Here is a 16,298-nt window from a genome sequence, read left to right on the forward strand (position 1 = left end):
GCTAACTAAATATATACTCTTCCTCATAATACCTACAGCAGAAGTTTAGACTATATTTTACTCAATTCCAGTATAGATGTTTATTCTATCAGACTAGCTAAAGATGCTTGCCTTAGTCATTACCCTATCCAGTTCTAATTAGATCTAATCCAATCTAGTTGTTGTAAGACAAATACCTCCTCCCTCTTTTTTATTTTTTGAAAAAATTCATGCGGTAATTTAGTGTTTAAATAAAAGCATAAGCATCAGAATACATATGCATACTACTAGCCTGCTTATTTTGAATAAACCGGTCACGAGCAATGGTTGCCATTTCAAATCTACCTCCTATATAGATATCGTACTTTTCTAACGATTTAAAATCATTTTCAATGCCTTGGAGAAAACTTTCTATCTTTCCTTGCCAATTATCTATATTTTTAATCACTGAAATTAAATGAATGTTCGTATTTTTATTTTGAATAGCCATTATTTCTTTTTTAGCATACATTTGACTCGATTTTTCTATACCCAAATAAAAAAAAATTTTATTACTCTTATTTGCCATAATACAATGTTCAAAAATTGAACGTATATAACTAAAACCATTCCTATCAGCAATGAGAAGTACTTTTCGTTGGCTTTTTTCTCTTATCCAAGCCTGCCCATATGGACCATCAATATTTATATAAGCATCTCCCCTAAAAGCTTGCTTTATTGCTTTAATAGTTGACAAAGTATACATGTTATTCCTAGATGATTTGATATGTAATTCTAAAAGATTTTTGTAACGTAAAGGGCTGCTAGCTATAGAAAATACACGTTTATCTTCTTGTCCTATTTCAATTATTAAATACTGTCCTGCTTTAAAAGATAACTCTAACTCTGGACACAGTAAAATTCTATATACATTTCCTTCTAGTAACTGAATAAGAGTTACCTTACATTTATTAGACATTTCTTACCTAAAAACTAAAATGTTTAAGTCTTAGTATTGCACTTAATTTCTTTTATAAGAAAAGAAATTAACAATCTAGCTTAGCCCATATTTTATCTATTCGATCTACTACAGCAGAATCTTTTCGAATTGGTAAACCCCATTTTCTTGAAGTTTCATCTGAAAATTTATTAGTTGCATTAAGACAAAATCGCGAACTAAATTTTTTAAAAAAAATAACATCACGTGCAGGATCTAAACGTGTTGTTATTGCCCAAATAACATCATTCATATTACGAATATCTATATCTTCATCACAAATAATTAAAAACTTAATATTAATATATTTTTCGAATAAAGAAAAAACACCTTCTGCTATTTCTAAAATTTGCTTTGAAGAATATTTCTGCACAGATACGATTACTATTTGACTATAATTCTCCTCCATTAATATATAATAATTAACAATATTAGAGAATTGTTTTTGTATGATATGCATATGCTTCTCAAAAAAACATAAGTCTCCTGATGAATATTTATTTGATTTTTTTTAGAATTTGAGGATAATTCACCTTTCCATTTAATAGTTACATCCCAACCCATCTTAGAACCAAGACCGATGATTGGAGAAGAAAAATCAAGGGAATCAATAGGAGTACGTTCAATTATCAATATATCATGAATGGGTTCCATTCTCTCACTTATAGCTTGAACAATAGAGTTCCAATTACGAATATTTACATCTTCATCAAAAACAACAATAAACTTTGTATACATAAACTGACGCAAATAAGACCAAATCCCCATCATTATACGTCTAGGATGACCAGGATACTGCTTCTTTATGGCTATTAAAGCCAGTCGATAAGAACAAGCCTCCACTGGAAGATAAAAATCTTTAATCTCTGGAAATTGTTTTTGTATAATTGGAATAAATAGTTCATTTAACGCAACACCTAATACTGAAGGTTCATCTGGAGGACGACAGGTATAAGTACTATGATAAATTGGATTTCTTTGCATCGTAATATGAGTTATAGTGAAGACATGATGCCTTTCTTGTTCATTATAATAACCTGTATGATCTCCATAAGGACCTTCATTAGCTAATTCATTTGGATTAATGTAACCTTCTAATACAATCTCTGAATTAGCCGGAACCTTTAATTCATTACTAATAGACTTAACTACTTCAGTTCGTCTTCCACGAAGTAATCCAGAAAAAGCATATTCAGATAAATTATCAGGTATAGGGATTACTGCACTTAATATAGTTGCTGGATCAGCACCAAATACAACCGATACTGGAAATACTCTATCCGGATGGGCTTCCATCCAATCTCGGAAATCTAGTGCACCACCACGATGAGGTAACCAACGCATAATTATTTTATTTTTACTTAATTTTTGTTGACGATAGATTCCAAGGTTCTGCCGTTTTTTATTAGGACCTTTAGTTACAGTTAATCCCCAGGTTAAAAGCGGAGCTACATCACCTTTCCAAGAATTCATAATTGGAATTTTATCTAAATCAACTTCACTCCCTTTTAGAACAACCTGTTGACATAATCCTATACGAAGACACTTTACAGGCATATAAAACACCCGTTTTAAAATGATAAATTTATCTACTATATCTTTAAACCCTTGTGGAGGCTCAGGCTCTTTCAAATAGGCTAATACATTTCCTATTTCACGCAATCCTTTTAAATTTTCTTTCTTCATAACCATAGCTATACGCTCTGACGTACCAAATAAATTTGTCAAAACTGGGATATTATAACCAATAGGGTTTTCAAAAAGTAAAGCTGGTCCTCCAACAGAACGTAATATACGATCACTGATTTCAGTAATTTCATAGCGAGGATCAATAGGAAAAGAAATTCGTTTTAACTGGTTTTTTATTTCTAAATAATCAATAAAATCACGTAAACTTCTAAAACTCATAACCATTAGTACCCTATTATGTAGAAGGAATAACACTCAAAAACAAATTAAGAATTAATCTAAATTTTACAAATAGTTATTTACCTTTCTAATTATTCTAGATATAGGAACATCGGTTTTTAAATCTATTATTGTTATCGTTATTTAACGACGCATTGCATCAAAAAAATCATAATTTGTTTTTGTCATAGCAAGCTTATCAATTAAAAATTCCATTGCATCTATTTCATCCATTGGATGAACAATTTTTCGTAGAATCCACATCTTCTGTAACTCATCATTTTTAGTTAATAATTCTTCTCGACGAGTACCTGAACGATTGAAATCTATTGCTGGAAATACACGTTTTTCTGAAATTCTACGATTTAAATGTAATTCCATATTACCAGTACCTTTAAATTCTTCATAAATGACTTCATCCATCTTAGAACCGGTGTCTACTAAAGCCGTAGCAATGATAGTTAAACTACCGCCTTCTTCAACATTTCGAGCGGCACCAAAAAAACGCTTAGGACGATGTAAAGCATTTGCATCAACACCACCAGTTAACACCTTACCAGATGAAGGAACAACAGTATTATATGCACGAGCTAAACGAGTAATAGAATCAAGCAAAATAACTACATTTTTCTTATGCTCAACAAGACGTTTTGCTTTTTCAATTACCATTTCTGCTACTTGTATATGACGAGATGCAGGTTCATCAAATGTAGATGCAACAACCTCACCTTTAACCAAACGTTGCATTTCAGTAACTTCTTCTGGTCGCTCATCAATAAGCATAACCATCAATTCACACTCTGGATGATTGTAAGCAATACTTTGTGCAATATTTTGCAAAAGCATCGTCTTTCCAGCTTTGGGAGGAGCAACAATCAAACCTCGCTGCCCTTTACCAATTGGAGAGGCAAGATCTAATATTCTAGCTGTTATATCCTCAGTTGCACCATTTCCACGTTCCATCATCATACGTTCATTAGCATGCAATGGTGTAAGATTTTCAAATAAAATTTTATTGCGCGCATTATCAGGTTTATCCTGATTAACAGTATTAACTTTTAATAATGCAAAATAACGTTCACCATCTTTAGGTGGACGAATTTTACCAGCAATAGAATCACCTGTACGAAGATTGAAACGACGGATTTGACTAGGTGATACATAGATATCGTCAGGTCCTGCTAGATAAGAACTATCAGCACTACGTAAAAAACCAAAACCATCTTGAAGGATTTCCAGTACTCCATCACCAAAAATATCCTCACCAATTTTTGCATGCGCTTTTAAAATGGAAAAGATGATATCCTGCTTCCTTAGACGAGCCAAATTTTCAAGGCCTAAGCTCTCACCAAGCTTCACAAGCTCAGAAACAGGCCTGTTCTTCAATTCTGTTAGATTCATTGTAGTGGATATTTTTTTAGTCAAAATGCATCTGTTTTTTTCTAGTTTAATTTAAGGATTATATTTAGTTTCGGGAATGAGAAAGAAATGAAAATTCTTAATAAACGAAGCGACAAACTAGCATTAATTAATCTTCTAGTCTAGACTTTGATTCAAATCTGATAAATTAAGCATACTAAATCACTTCAAATAAGCATCTAAAAACTCTCTTAGCTGAGCTTTAGAAAGCGCACCTACTTTTGTTGCTATCACTTCACCAGATTTAAATAAAAGTAACGAGGGCACCCCACGAATTCCAAATTTAGTTGGCACAACGGGGTTTTGGTCAATGTTTAGTTTACCAACAGTTAACTTATCTGCATACTCAATCGAAATTTCGTCAATAATTGGTGAAATGCTCTTGCAAGGAGAACACCACTCAGCCCAAAAATCTACAAGAACGACTCCAGAAGCACTAATGACATTCAATTCGAAACTGTCATCAGTCAACTGCAAGATTTTTTTACTCATCTTTTTTCTCCAATATACCAATAAAAACAAGCTTAAAATTTTTTGAAGGAAGTAGTCAGAACAAACACCTACTTAAATTCCGCGTTAAATTGAAAGACTCTTAAAATAGTCACTTCCTATACTTTAATAAATCTAAGTTCTTAACTTTAGAACCATTATAGTATTAACCTATAAATTTGCAATTTAGTTTTTATTAATGATTCTAAATAGTGGATAAAAACAACAAAAACTGGTTTAAAAACATATCTAGAAAATAAGATAAATTGATGATGCTTAGTAAACTATTATTTAAACCTTGAGAAATTTATATAAAATTATTAGAATGGAATGGTTAGGAAGTTAGAATAAGTCTAACTAAAACTCATTTTTGGAGCTTAATTAATGTCTCGAATATGTCAAATAACTGGCAAACGTCCATTAACAGGTAATAATCGCTCGCATGCACGCAATGCTACTAAGCGTCGTTTTTTACCAAATCTACGAACTCATCGTTTCTGGGTAGATAGTGAGAAACGATTTATAAAACTACGATTAAGCAGCAAAGGTATGCGGATTATTGACAAGAAAGGCATCGATACAGTTCTTGCTGATATTCGGAATAAGAATAAGCATATTATTTAATTTTAAAAGGAATACGAAAATGGCTAAGAGTGCTCGAGAAAAAATTCGTCTAATTTCTTCTTCTGGAAGTGGGCATTTTTATACAACTGATAAAAATAAACGCAATTTTTCAGAAAAATTCAAAATAAGGAAGTTTGATCCAGTAATTCGTAAACATGTCATATATGAAGAAGCTAAAATTAAGTAATTTTAAGATATTTACACTTATCTACTTCTTTAAAAAATGAAAAAGGTTTTATTTTAATTTGCCTACTTATAACTCTTCTCGTCGTTGGAATAATATTCTTATCCTCGGTGTCACTTTTTTTATTACTGTTCTAAGTCTCCCTAACATTGTTAAAACTTATCTAAATGAAAATAAAACCGTATCTCACGCTAAACTTCTAAATCCAAATTTAGAACTTAAATCATTACATTTTCAACATTGGTCTTTAGACAAAATTCACGGAAATTGGATAATAAACCAAAATAAAACAGGTCATGTTAAAGCTGAACAATTAGCTGAACGATGGCAATCAATAATTGGTACTAAAATTAATCAGCAAACCTATAATGCGATTATTTCTTCATTAGATAATCCTAAAATAATAAAAGCGTACTATTTTAATTCCAGAAATCCTCAAACAATTATATTTTACCAAAAAAAAAATTCTGCTTGCTAAAAAATTGGCAAGGGGAATGGATAGCTATCTCTGTTGATAAAGAATATCTATTCCCATTCCAATAATCTTTAGAGAAACACTAAACGAAAAAAGAATAAACCTATACTATCGACTAAGATGTTTATTTTTTTAAATTTTGAATCTAAAGCTATAGCAACAACTTTAGGAACAAAAGCATAAACTTCACCACCATGAATGGCAATTTCACGTACTACGGTTGAAGATATACAAGTATATTGTTTTGATGCTGATAAAAAAATACCTTCAATTTCCGGAATAAAGTAACGATATACATTTATCAGATTAGACTCGTACTCAAAATCTACCACTCCTCTTAAACCACGAAGTAATATATTAACTCTCTCTTGTTTAATAAAGTCTATTATAAATCCAGAAAAACCTTTTAAACTTAAATTTGTAAAAGATTTCGTGGCTTCTTGAATCAAGTGAACACGCTCATCTAAAGTAAACATAGTATTTTTACTTGGATTCGATGCGACAGCAATAATAACTTCATCAAACATATCTGACGCACGCTTAACTATATCTAAGTGACCTTTAGTTATTGGATCAAAAGTACCTGGATAAATAACTCGAGAGAGTTGATTTTTACTCATAACACTATATGCTAAACTTATTCAATCATTATCCATTGATAATTTTTATATTATATATACCTATCTAAAAGAATGAAAAAACTATTAGTGATACGCAACGATAAAATTGGCGATTTTATGTTAGCTTGGCCAAGCTTTGCTATGTTAAAAATGACACTACCTGATTGGAAAATCATAGCATTAGTCCCTAATTATACAATAGAACTTGCTGAGTTATGTCCTTGGATTGATAAAATTTTATTAGAACCAACGCAAAATAAAATATTAACAACACTTAACTTAATTAAAGAAGAAAAAATTGATTATTCAATTAACTTCTTTTCAAATATCTACAATGCTATGCTAGTTTGGAAATCTGGAATACCATATCGCTTAGCACCAGCAACTAAAATCTCACAAATTTTCTATAACAAACGCCTTAAACAAAGACGCTCCCAATCAATTAAGCCTGAATTTCAATACAATTTAGATTTAGCACATGCGTTTTTGCAAGATATTAACCAACCTATTGTTGAACCTAATGCTCCATATCTGACTTTTTCACATAATCAATTAAAAAGACAAAAAAATAAATTAGTCAACCAACTTAACATATCAAAAGATAAGCCTTGGATATTTTTACATATAGGAACTGGAGGTTCAGCAAATAATTTATCACTAGAACAATATGCTCAACTTATTGACGGATTATATCAAGGACGAGAAATCATATTAACAGCAGGTCCAAAAGAAGAAGAACAAGCGAAATACCTTAAAACACTAGTGTTGGATAACAGTAATATATCTATTCTATACAATAAATATAATGGATTAATAGATTTCTCAATGTCAATAGCATGTTCTGATTTATTTATTTCTGGTTCAACAGGACCATTGCATATCGCTGGTGCAATTGATATCCCAACAGTTGGTTTTTTTCCAAGCAAGCGCTCGTCAACACCACTTCGTTGGAAACCGATAAATACAAAAGGGAATCATATTGCCTTTTATCCTCCTTATAGAGAAAAAAACAAAAGTAATAATGAAGATATGAGTAACATTAATATATTTAAAGTGTTAGAAAAGCTTAAAGTTTGGATTTTTCAACATAATTTGAATGGTTTTTAGAGGTTTGAATCCAAAGTTCAGCATATTTCAAAAAAGTTGAATAAGCAGATAATAAAGAAAGTAAAAAACCATGTTTTCCATCTAAAAAACCAACCTTCACTATGTACATCCTAATAAAACAACTAATAGCATGAAACACACCTTCACTAAGACTACCTTTCTTACCTAATTGTTTACGTTGTTCTGCCCAAGCTTTAGAGTAAGAAGCTGATTTAAGCAGATAATGATTTATATTTTTATAAGTATAATGAATAATATCTCCTGGCAAGTTTTCTATATTCATATTAGAAAAAACTTCGACTTTTTCATGCACCAATGAATTATTATACTGGGTTAGTTTAGTTGGATATAATCGTAATATTCGTTCAGGATGCCAACCACAGTGACGAATAAATCGACCAAATACCCAGCTTAAACGAGAACATCGGTATAACGTATTGGATTTATTTGAAAACATGACTTTTAATATGCTTCTTTTTAATTCTAATGTTACTCGTTCATCAGCATCAAGCCAAAATATATAATCTGATTTAACATAAGATTGAGCTAATCGACGTTGTTCTCCAAAACCAAGCCATACTTTATTTACAAAAAACTTCTTAGTATATCTTCTAGCAATTTCTTCAGTATTATCTGTACTACCAGAATCTAAAACAACAATTTCATCAACCCATTTATAAACGGTTTCTAAACATTCCTTTAAATGTCGTTCTTCATTTTTTACAATTAAAGCCACAGCTAGCGTAAATTGCTTCTTAAACATAATTTTTTATCTCGCGTTATAGCATCAAAAACTAAAACTACACTCTCTAAAGTAATAGATTGCATAATAGATGAACCTTTAACCCGAGTACTCCAGGGCAAATCATCAACTAAAACACCACGTTGTTTCTCTATAAAATATTTATATACACTAATAACATTTTTAATACTATTATATGGCCCTGTTCGTTCTGGATTACTATGCCCATACAAACCTATAACAGGTGTTCCCTGAGTAGTTGCTATATGTAAAGGCCCGGAATCTGGAGCCAATAATAATTCAGATTTAGCTAATAAAGCAGTTAATTGTTTTAAACTGGTCTTACCAACGAGATTTAATGCAGTATATTTCATAATAAGACATATTTCATCAGCTAAATCTCGTTCTTTCCTTTTATTTGATCCACATATAACAACCTGATAACCTTTTTTAATTACATAATCTGCGAATTTAGCATAACGATTTGGTAACCAATTACGTTCCTCTTTACTAGATGAAGGACAAATGATAATGGTTGGAAGGTTTTTAATAATATTATCAGCATAATGATGATGCATACAATTTATTGGTAATTTCCAACTTGGTTTTGAAGGTGGGACGCCTAAATATTCTATAAAAGAAAAAAAACTATCTAGAACATGCTTTGATTTTGTATCAGGATTTTTTTTATTTGTAAAAAGCCATTGACACTCTTTTGCACGTTTAAAGTTAAAACCAATTTTATATTTTGCTTTAATTCCAATAGTTAAAATACTAGATCTGATTGCTATTTGCATATGAATTAGCGCATCAAAATAATATCCTTTTAATTGTCTCCATACATTCCACATACCTTTTAATCCTGAATTTTTATCAAATACAATCAACTCAACATTTTCTAATTTATCCAACAGATCAAATTCAATTTTTCCAAGGATCCATACCACTTTTGTTTTTGGCCAATACTGTTGCAAAGCTTGAATAACAGCAACAGTATGACAAACATCACCAATAGACGAAAGTCTTAAAAAACAGACAGATGAAGGAGCTTTAGTAAAAAGAGACATTTATAATTAAATTCTTGTTAATAATTAAGTGCATACTTTACTAAATGTAAAGTAAAATTGAATATACCTATAACTTTAATTGTATTATCAAGAAATTTCACTATGATCAAAAAAATACAACATAAAAAACAATTATTTGGTATGATGATATAATGATAAAAAATCCTTCTCACTCTTTATTTTCAAAAGAATATTGGGATTCTTATGAAAAAATCGTAGGAAGAACAATTGGACGAGGAACAACATGGTTTATAAAACTTTCTAAAACTCAAGCTGTACTTCGACACTATAACAGGGGAGGACTAGTAGGGAAATTAATCAAAGACTTATATTTTTTTTCTAGCTGGGAAAAAACTCGAGTTTATCAAGAACTACAATTATTAAAAAAACTTACTAATCTTGGATTAAATGTTCCACGTCCATTTGCTGCTAGAGTGATAAAAAGAGGCTTTTTCTTATATCAAGCTGATTTGCTTTGCGAACGAATAGTAGATGCTAAGAATCTTGGCCAAATTCTAAAACATAAACCAATAACAGAAAATGTATATCAAAATATTGGTGCTGAGATTGCTAAATTACACAATGAACAAGTTAATCATTCTGATCTAAATATTTACAATATTTTACTTGATGATAAAGGGGAAATATGGCTTATTGATTTTGATAAATGTAATATAAAATCTAAGAATAAAAATAATAACTGGAAAAAAAACAACTTGTCTCGACTCAAGCGTTCTTTTATAAAAGAAACGAATAAAAGCAATATATACTGGAGAAAAGAAGATTTTTTATCAATAATGAAAGGATATAATAATACTTATAATTGTAATAAATTCTTTTGAAGAAAGAGTTGACCATTATACTCTATAATCAGTACCTTACATTTTTGATCAATTTTAAATGACTATTATTTATGTACAACTGTTTTCCATCCATAAAAGCTTTTCCAAATTGCATCTTTAAACGTCCCTCAATAAACCAAGTTATCACGATAGGATAAATTTTGTTTTCTTGTGTTTTTACACGTTCAGAAAGAATTTGTATGGTATCATCTTTGAAAACTGGCACCTTTTCCTGAAAGATAATAGGACCACTATCAATTTTTTCTGTGACAAAGTGGATAGTTGTACCATGTTCTTTTTCTCCTGAATTTATTACCCTTTGAAAAGTATTTAAACCAGGATATTTTGGAAGTAAAGATGGATGAATATTAATTATTCTTCCAAAATAATGACGAACAAAAAAACCACTTAAAATTCGCATGTATCCTGCTAAAACAATTAGCGCTGGCTTAAACTTATCAACTTGATAAATTAATTCCTTATCAAATGATTTTTTACTATTTAAATATTCTGGATTAATAAAAATATCTGTTATATTAGCCTTTTTTGCACGCTCTAATGCATAACATGATGCTTTATCTGAAAGAACTGCAGCCACTTTAAATTTACTAGTTTTAAGATTAGAAACGTTAATAATCGCTTGCAAATTTGATCCATAACCTGAAACTAACACTACGATACTTTTCACTATATTTTAACTAAATCTTAATTTAGCCTTCTCTGATAAGGATTGAACAGGAATAATTTCACCAATAATCCAAGCATTTTCACCTTCTTTTTGAAAAAGTTTTATAGCTGAATTAGCTTGTTTTTCAGGTAGTATAACAATTAAACCAACACCACAATTAAAAGTACGATACATTTCATAAGTTTCAATATTCCCTTTTTCTTGTATCCATTGAAAAATAGGGGGCCATTTCCAACTACTAGAATTAATAACAGCTTCTACATCATCAGGAAGTATGCGAGGAATATTTTCTAAAAAACCACCGCCTGTAATATGAGCAATTCCATGAATATTATGCTTCTCAATAACTTTTAGTATTGATTTAACGTAAATTTTAGTTGGTCTTAATAAATGTTCAATAAGGGGATATCCAGAAAGTTTCTCATTTTTATTTACATTGAATAGTTCTAGTATTTTATTCACTAAAGAATACCCATTTGAATGTAAACCACTTGATGCTAATGCAATAATTAGATCACCAGAAGTTATATTTGTGCTATCAATAATATTATCTTTTTCAGCTATACCAACACAAAATCCAGCTAGATCATAATCTTTATCTTTATAAATACTTGGTACCTCAGCAGTTTCTCCACCAACTAATGAACAACCTGATAAAAGACAACCCTTGACAATTCCTGAAACCACAGAAGATGCTGTATTAATACTAAGTTTACCAGTAGCATAGTAATCTAAAAAAAATAAAGGCTCAGCTCCTTGAACAATAAGATCATTCACGCACATAGCAACAAGATCAATACCAATAGTATCATGCTTATTCATATCTAAAGCTAAACGCAGCTTACTACCTACCCCATCAGTACTAGAAACTAAAACAGGCTGCTTATATTTATTAGGTAATTCACATAATGCAGAAAAACTACCAAAATTTCCTATAATCTCAGCACGACGAGTAAGCTTCACTAAGCCTTGAATTTGTTCTACGAAAGCTTTACCAGCATCAATATTAACACCAGAATCCTTATAGGTTAAAGAAGAATCAGTACAATTCATAGTGCCCTCAAAGTTTCGTAGTATTCAAGTGAAAAGTTCTTAATAATACTAAAAGTTTCATAAAAAGTTAAAAATTATAGTTCATTTGAAATTATTAAATAGAACTGCTCTATAAAAAAACTTATCTAATCAGTTTTTCTCTTAAATAAGCGACAAATGACTTGTCCAACTGCTTTTTCGCGATATAAATTCCAATATTTTGGAATAAAATTTAAAATTAATTCTTTTTCGCTTTCAACATAGATCATCGAATTATCTGTTAACCAACCATTTTCTTCAAGTAATTTAATAGTATTATTAATCATTTTTTTTCTAAATGGAGGATCTATAAATACAATGTGATAGGGTGTGCCTTTTTGATTAAGATAAGGAAAAACATCACTATTAATTACAGATAGATTTTTTCCGTTTAATGATATAATATTTTCCCTAATTTGTTTAAATGCAATTGAGTTTAATTCAACAAAAACTACTTTTTCTGCTTGTCGAGATGCAGCTTCAAATCCTAAACTCCCTGAACCTGAAAACAGGTCTAAACATTTAGCTTTATATATATATTTTGCCAACCAATTAAATAATGTTTCTTTTACTTTATCTGTAGTTGGACGCAATCCATCTATATTATGCACAATGAGTCTTCTTCCTTTCAAAGAACCAGAAATTATACGAATAAATCCAGGTTTTTTTTTAGATACATTTTTTTGATAACTTTTTAGCATAAATCTTCGACCATCAGCTAAGTAAGTGCTATCATCTAATGATTATTGAAATAATCATTAGATGATAGCACTTACAATAGCCAGAATTGACTAGTATTTCCTTCTCTGCGAAAATATAGAATTTTTTTCTAGAAAAGATCCGATTGTTCATGATTTCATTAAAAGTATATAATCAGTTTCATTAAAAAGAAAAATATCATATATTTCCCTTGAACTCAGATTAGTTTTGGATAAAAAACATGACTAAAAACTTTCTTACACGCCTAAAACATAGCCTACGCTATACGAAAAACAATATTGGAAATGGATTTTTACGTTTATTTAATGGAAAAAAAATTGATGATAATTTATTTAATCAGATAGAAGAACAATTATTAGTTGCTGATGTTGGAATTGATAGTACAACAAAAATCATGGATAATCTGCTTAAAACAGCATCGTATAAAGAATTAAGTAATACTAAAGTACTCTATAGATTGCTGAAAGAAGAAATGAAAAGCATCTTAAATGCTGTGGAAAAACCACTAAAAATAGATACTAGAAAAATGCCATTTATTATCTTAGTTGTTGGTGTAAATGGAGTCGGAAAAACTACTACAATTGGTAAACTCACTAACCTTTTTCAAAAACAGAATAAAAAGGTTATCCTTGCTGCAGGTGATACATTTCGTCCTGCAGCAATTGAACAAATCAAAATTTTAGGTAAACAAAACAACGTTCCAGTTATATCTCAATATACTGGTTCAGATAGTGCTTCAGTTATCTATGATACAATAAAATCTGCTAAAGCACGTACAATTGATATAGTAATTGCAGACACTGCAGGTCGGTTACAAAATAAAAATAATTTAATGCAAGAATTAAGAAAGATTATTCGTGTAATTCAAAAAACTGATATTTCTGCACCGCATGAAATTATGCTTACATTAGATGCTGGAACTGGACAAAATGCTATTAGTCAAGCAAAATCATTCAATCAGATTCAACCAATTACTGGTATTACACTAACAAAATTAGATGGAACTGCAAAAGGGGGAATTATATTTGCGATAGCTGATAAGTTTAAAATTCCGGTTCGTTACATTGGTATTGGTGAAGCTATTGATGATCTTCGTCCATTTAATAGCGAAGAATTTATTGATGCTTTGTTTGGACTATAATTTGTCATTTAGAATAAAAAATAAATTATAACTACTAATTTATTGATACTGATAACTGATACAACTACTAAATTTTTCTGTATAGGAATTGAAATGGAAAAAAAACGATACTCCATAACTACAGTTTCTCAAGATAGCCTAGATAATTATATTAGTTCTGCTAATTCTTACCCAATGCTTACAGCAGATGAAGAACATCGACTTGCGAAACAACTACATTATAAAGGCGAAATTAATGCGGCTAAAGGTCTTATCCTTTCTCATCTTCGTTTTGTGATTCACATTGCCCGCGGATATTCAGGATATGGTCTGCCGATGGCAGACCTCGTGCAAGAAGGAAATATTGGATTAATGAAAGCAGTAAAAAGATTCAATCCTGAAGTTGGAGTTCGTCTTGTTTCATTTGCAGTCCATTGGATCAAAGCTGAAATTCATGAATATGTACTAAGAAATTGGCGAATTGTTAAGGTTGCTACTACAAAAGCTCAACGAAAATTGTTTTTTAATCTACGCAGATCTAAAAAACGTTTAGGATGGTTTAATAATAGTGAAATTGAAACTGTTGCTAAAGAACTAGGAGTAGAACCTTCAGAAGTACGTGAAATGGAATCTCGACTGTCAGCACAAGATACAGCTTTCGAAATATTAGCAGAAAATGATGACTCAACTCATTTTTCACCCTCTGTATACCTGGAGGATAAATCTTCAGATACAGAAAAAAATATAGAATTAAATAACTGGAAAATATACACTCATAATCGATTGAACTTAGCTTTGTCTAGCTTGGATGAACGAAGCAAGCATATTGTACGATCTCGTTGGTTAGATGATACTAAATCAACTCTACAGGAACTCGCAGAAATATATAATGTATCGGCAGAACGAATTCGTCAGCTTGAAAAAAATGCAATGAAAAAATTAAAACTTATAATTGGTTATTTTTAGCTAAAAAACTAACTAGTGCACTTTATTAACACAATTCACAGACATATCCACATAATGATAATGCAATGCAGGATATTTTGTTTGCTTGTTTAAAATAACTTTAGTTTAATAAATTAATTATCTGAACTATTTTATGTGATAAAAGTCTTATAAATATGAGATTTTTAAAGCTATGGCAATTATCATACCTACATAGTTATTATTAAGAAAAGCTTTAAAACAATATTCACGTTCTCGATTCTTAATAAGAAATTGCTGAAATATAAAAAGAATACTCACAATGAATAAGCCAAAATAAAAAGAAATATTAAATTTATACCATATTCCTAAGATAATTAGCATGAATACAGTTAAAAATTGTAAGATTCCAATACAGATTTTATCAAAACGACCGAAAAGGATAGCAGTAGATTTTAGTCCAATCTTAAGATCATCATCCCTATCTATCATCGCATACTGAGTATCATAAGCAATTATCCAAAGAACATTAATTGTAAATAAATACCAAGCTTCTGCAGGAAGTTCATTAGATTGAGCCGCCCAAGCCATAAGAATGGAAAAACTGAAAGTTAATCCTAAAAACAGTTGAGGGAGATGAGTAATACGTTTTAAAAATGGATAAATAATAACGAATAAAATTGCTATAAAAGATAACTTAATAGTTAATAAATTAGTCATACTTACAAGAATAAAAGCTAAACTAGAAAGCACTAAAAAAAGGTAAAAAGCTTCCTTAGAAGATATTAAACCAACAGGAATGGGACGATTTTGAGTTCGCTTAACATGAATATCAATCTTTCTATCTACAAGATCATTGATTACGCAACCAGCTGTTCTCATTAGAAACGCTCCAGCAATAAAAACTGCTAAAATATTGAAATTAGGATTGCCTTCAGAAGATATAATTAATGCCCATAATGTAGGCCATATTAAAAGGAACGACCCTATAGGAGAACCTAGACGCATAATTTGATAGTAAGCATGAATTTTAGATAACATAACTTAAAACCTTTAAATTCAATACCAAAAAGGTAAGACTATCAAAAAAAATCATATATTAATATAGAATTTTAATTCATCTATAGATTGGAATGACATGCTAATTTTTTTCACTAGATATCTCTAAAAAAACCTACTTACAAAAAATTACGCGGAACCTTATTTAAGATTAAACTTAAATAAATAAGATTACTCAATTCAACATTGATTAAATAAAGTACACTTTTTCTTTTATTAATAAATTAGAAATTACAATTAAAATTAATACCTATAGCTATTATTTATACTTTATATAAAACAGA

General features: G+C 30.1%; 16 protein-coding genes and 2 pseudogenes. 7 read left to right on the forward strand and 11 right to left on the reverse strand.

Annotation, left to right across the window (positions count from 1 at the left end):
* Window positions 1-226: 226 nt before the first annotated feature.
* The 4 genes and pseudogenes from fre to trxA form a co-directional block, all read right to left on the reverse strand.
* The gene (gene fre, locus O1U_RS04025) at window positions 227-937 is read right to left on the reverse strand and encodes an NAD(P)H-flavin reductase (protein ID WP_016504116.1); all 711 of its coding nucleotides are present in this window, start codon (window positions 935-937) and stop codon (window positions 227-229) included.
* A gap of 67 nt (window positions 938-1,004) precedes the next feature.
* Window positions 1,005-2,863: pseudogene (locus tag O1U_RS04035) on the reverse strand (UbiD family decarboxylase).
* Between the two features lie 144 nt (window positions 2,864-3,007).
* Complete coding sequence (rho, locus tag O1U_RS04040; RefSeq protein WP_016504118.1) at window positions 3,008-4,264, reverse strand: transcription termination factor Rho; 1,257 nt, start codon at window positions 4,262-4,264, stop codon at window positions 3,008-3,010.
* A gap of 180 nt (window positions 4,265-4,444) precedes the next feature.
* The gene (trxA, locus tag O1U_RS04045; RefSeq protein WP_016504119.1) at window positions 4,445-4,774 is read right to left on the reverse strand and encodes a thioredoxin TrxA; all 330 of its coding nucleotides are present in this window, start codon (window positions 4,772-4,774) and stop codon (window positions 4,445-4,447) included.
* Window positions 4,775-5,155: 381 nt separating this feature from the next.
* Here trxA and rpmB point away from each other — a divergent pair, with 381 nt between their 5' ends.
* Genes rpmB through O1U_RS04060 form a run of 3 tightly spaced genes read left to right on the forward strand, consistent with a single transcriptional unit; the run spans window position 5,156 to window position 6,057 of the window.
* A complete protein-coding gene (rpmB, locus tag O1U_RS04050; RefSeq protein ID WP_016504120.1) occupies window positions 5,156-5,395 on the forward strand; it encodes a 50S ribosomal protein L28 in 240 nt (79 codons plus the stop codon).
* A gap of 19 nt (window positions 5,396-5,414) precedes the next feature.
* Window positions 5,415-5,582, forward strand: coding sequence for a 50S ribosomal protein L33 (gene rpmG, locus O1U_RS04055; protein WP_016504121.1), 168 nt, complete (start codon window positions 5,415-5,417; stop codon window positions 5,580-5,582).
* Between the two features lie 58 nt (window positions 5,583-5,640).
* Window positions 5,641-6,057, forward strand: coding sequence for a hypothetical protein (locus O1U_RS04060; RefSeq protein WP_016504122.1), 417 nt, complete (start codon window positions 5,641-5,643; stop codon window positions 6,055-6,057).
* Between the two features lie 68 nt (window positions 6,058-6,125).
* Here O1U_RS04060 and coaD read toward each other — a convergent pair whose 3' ends face one another.
* The gene (gene coaD / locus O1U_RS04065; RefSeq protein WP_016504123.1) at window positions 6,126-6,674 is read right to left on the reverse strand and encodes a pantetheine-phosphate adenylyltransferase; all 549 of its coding nucleotides are present in this window, start codon (window positions 6,672-6,674) and stop codon (window positions 6,126-6,128) included.
* A gap of 72 nt (window positions 6,675-6,746) precedes the next feature.
* Here coaD and O1U_RS04070 point away from each other — a divergent pair, with 72 nt between their 5' ends.
* Window positions 6,747-7,781 carry a glycosyltransferase family 9 protein gene (locus tag O1U_RS04070; RefSeq protein ID WP_034411553.1) on the forward strand — a complete coding sequence of 345 codons (1,035 nt, stop codon included), beginning with the start codon at window positions 6,747-6,749 and terminating at the stop codon, window positions 7,779-7,781.
* Here O1U_RS04070 and O1U_RS04075 read toward each other — a convergent pair.
* Window positions 7,741-8,544: a glycosyltransferase family 2 protein gene (locus O1U_RS04075; RefSeq protein ID WP_016504125.1), complete on the reverse strand. Its 804-nt coding sequence runs from the start codon at window positions 8,542-8,544 to the stop codon at window positions 7,741-7,743. The genes O1U_RS04070 and O1U_RS04075 overlap by 41 nt on opposite strands.
* Window positions 8,520-9,590, reverse strand: a complete 1,071-nt coding sequence (locus O1U_RS04080) for a glycosyltransferase family 9 protein (protein ID WP_016504126.1) — start codon at window positions 9,588-9,590, stop codon at window positions 8,520-8,522. The genes O1U_RS04075 and O1U_RS04080 overlap by 25 nt, the downstream gene beginning before the upstream one ends.
* Before the next feature lie 131 nt (window positions 9,591-9,721).
* Between O1U_RS04080 and O1U_RS04085 the strand changes: the two genes are divergently transcribed.
* Window positions 9,722-10,432, forward strand: a complete 711-nt coding sequence (locus O1U_RS04085) for a 3-deoxy-D-manno-octulosonic acid kinase (RefSeq protein ID WP_040356578.1) — start codon at window positions 9,722-9,724, stop codon at window positions 10,430-10,432.
* Window positions 10,433-10,460: 28 nt separating this feature from the next.
* Here O1U_RS04085 and purN read toward each other — a convergent pair whose 3' ends face one another.
* The 3 genes from purN to rsmD form a co-directional block, all read right to left on the reverse strand.
* On the reverse strand, window positions 10,461-11,120 hold the full coding sequence (purN, locus tag O1U_RS04090; protein WP_034411556.1) for a phosphoribosylglycinamide formyltransferase: 660 nt from the start codon (window positions 11,118-11,120) through the stop codon (window positions 10,461-10,463).
* A gap of 6 nt (window positions 11,121-11,126) precedes the next feature.
* Window positions 11,127-12,173, reverse strand: a complete 1,047-nt coding sequence (gene purM / locus O1U_RS04095) for a phosphoribosylformylglycinamidine cyclo-ligase (RefSeq protein ID WP_016504129.1) — start codon at window positions 12,171-12,173, stop codon at window positions 11,127-11,129.
* A 125-nt stretch (window positions 12,174-12,298) separates the two neighbouring features.
* Complete coding sequence (rsmD, locus tag O1U_RS04100; RefSeq protein WP_016504130.1) at window positions 12,299-12,892, reverse strand: 16S rRNA (guanine(966)-N(2))-methyltransferase RsmD; 594 nt, start codon at window positions 12,890-12,892, stop codon at window positions 12,299-12,301.
* A 242-nt stretch (window positions 12,893-13,134) separates the two neighbouring features.
* On the opposite strand from rsmD, the pseudogene ftsY reads away from it, so the two are divergent.
* A pseudogene (gene ftsY / locus O1U_RS04105) lies at window positions 13,135-14,052 on the forward strand (signal recognition particle-docking protein FtsY); the annotation flags it as partial.
* Window positions 14,053-14,145: 93 nt separating this feature from the next.
* A complete protein-coding gene (rpoH, locus tag O1U_RS04110) occupies window positions 14,146-14,997 on the forward strand; it encodes an RNA polymerase sigma factor RpoH (RefSeq protein ID WP_016504132.1) in 852 nt (283 codons plus the stop codon).
* A 147-nt stretch (window positions 14,998-15,144) separates the two neighbouring features.
* On the opposite strand, the gene ubiA is transcribed toward rpoH, so the two are convergent.
* Window positions 15,145-15,996, reverse strand: coding sequence for a 4-hydroxybenzoate octaprenyltransferase (gene ubiA, locus O1U_RS04115; protein ID WP_016504133.1), 852 nt, complete (start codon window positions 15,994-15,996; stop codon window positions 15,145-15,147).
* Window positions 15,997-16,298 lie beyond the last annotated feature (302 nt).

The sequence above is a fragment of the Candidatus Photodesmus katoptron Akat1 genome (genome assembly GCF_000478685.1).
Lineage (GTDB): Bacteria > Pseudomonadota > Gammaproteobacteria > Enterobacterales > Vibrionaceae > Vibrio > Vibrio anomalopis.

Excerpts from the sequence above, each read along its gene's own strand:
- fre (WP_016504116.1), bottom strand. The coding sequence starts at position 937 with ATGTCTAATAAATGTAAGGTAACTCTTATTCAGTTACTAGAAGGAAAT.
- rho (WP_016504118.1), bottom strand. The coding sequence starts at position 4,264 with ATGAATCTAACAGAATTGAAGAACAGGCCTGTTTCTGAGCTTGTGAAG.
- trxA (WP_016504119.1), bottom strand. The coding sequence starts at position 4,774 with ATGAGTAAAAAAATCTTGCAGTTGACTGATGACAGTTTCGAATTGAAT.
- rpmB (WP_016504120.1), top strand. The coding sequence starts at position 5,156 with ATGTCTCGAATATGTCAAATAACTGGCAAACGTCCATTAACAGGTAAT.
- rpmG (WP_016504121.1), top strand. The coding sequence starts at position 5,415 with ATGGCTAAGAGTGCTCGAGAAAAAATTCGTCTAATTTCTTCTTCTGGA.
- coaD (WP_016504123.1), bottom strand. The coding sequence starts at position 6,674 with ATGAGTAAAAATCAACTCTCTCGAGTTATTTATCCAGGTACTTTTGAT.
- O1U_RS04070 (WP_034411553.1), top strand. The coding sequence starts at position 6,747 with ATGAAAAAACTATTAGTGATACGCAACGATAAAATTGGCGATTTTATG.
- O1U_RS04075 (WP_016504125.1), bottom strand. The coding sequence starts at position 8,544 with ATGTTTAAGAAGCAATTTACGCTAGCTGTGGCTTTAATTGTAAAAAAT.
- O1U_RS04080 (WP_016504126.1), bottom strand. The coding sequence starts at position 9,590 with ATGTCTCTTTTTACTAAAGCTCCTTCATCTGTCTGTTTTTTAAGACTT.
- purM (WP_016504129.1), bottom strand. The coding sequence starts at position 12,173 with ATGAATTGTACTGATTCTTCTTTAACCTATAAGGATTCTGGTGTTAAT.
- rsmD (WP_016504130.1), bottom strand. The coding sequence starts at position 12,892 with ATGCTAAAAAGTTATCAAAAAAATGTATCTAAAAAAAAACCTGGATTT.
- rpoH (WP_016504132.1), top strand. The coding sequence starts at position 14,146 with ATGGAAAAAAAACGATACTCCATAACTACAGTTTCTCAAGATAGCCTA.
- ubiA (WP_016504133.1), bottom strand. The coding sequence starts at position 15,996 with ATGTTATCTAAAATTCATGCTTACTATCAAATTATGCGTCTAGGTTCT.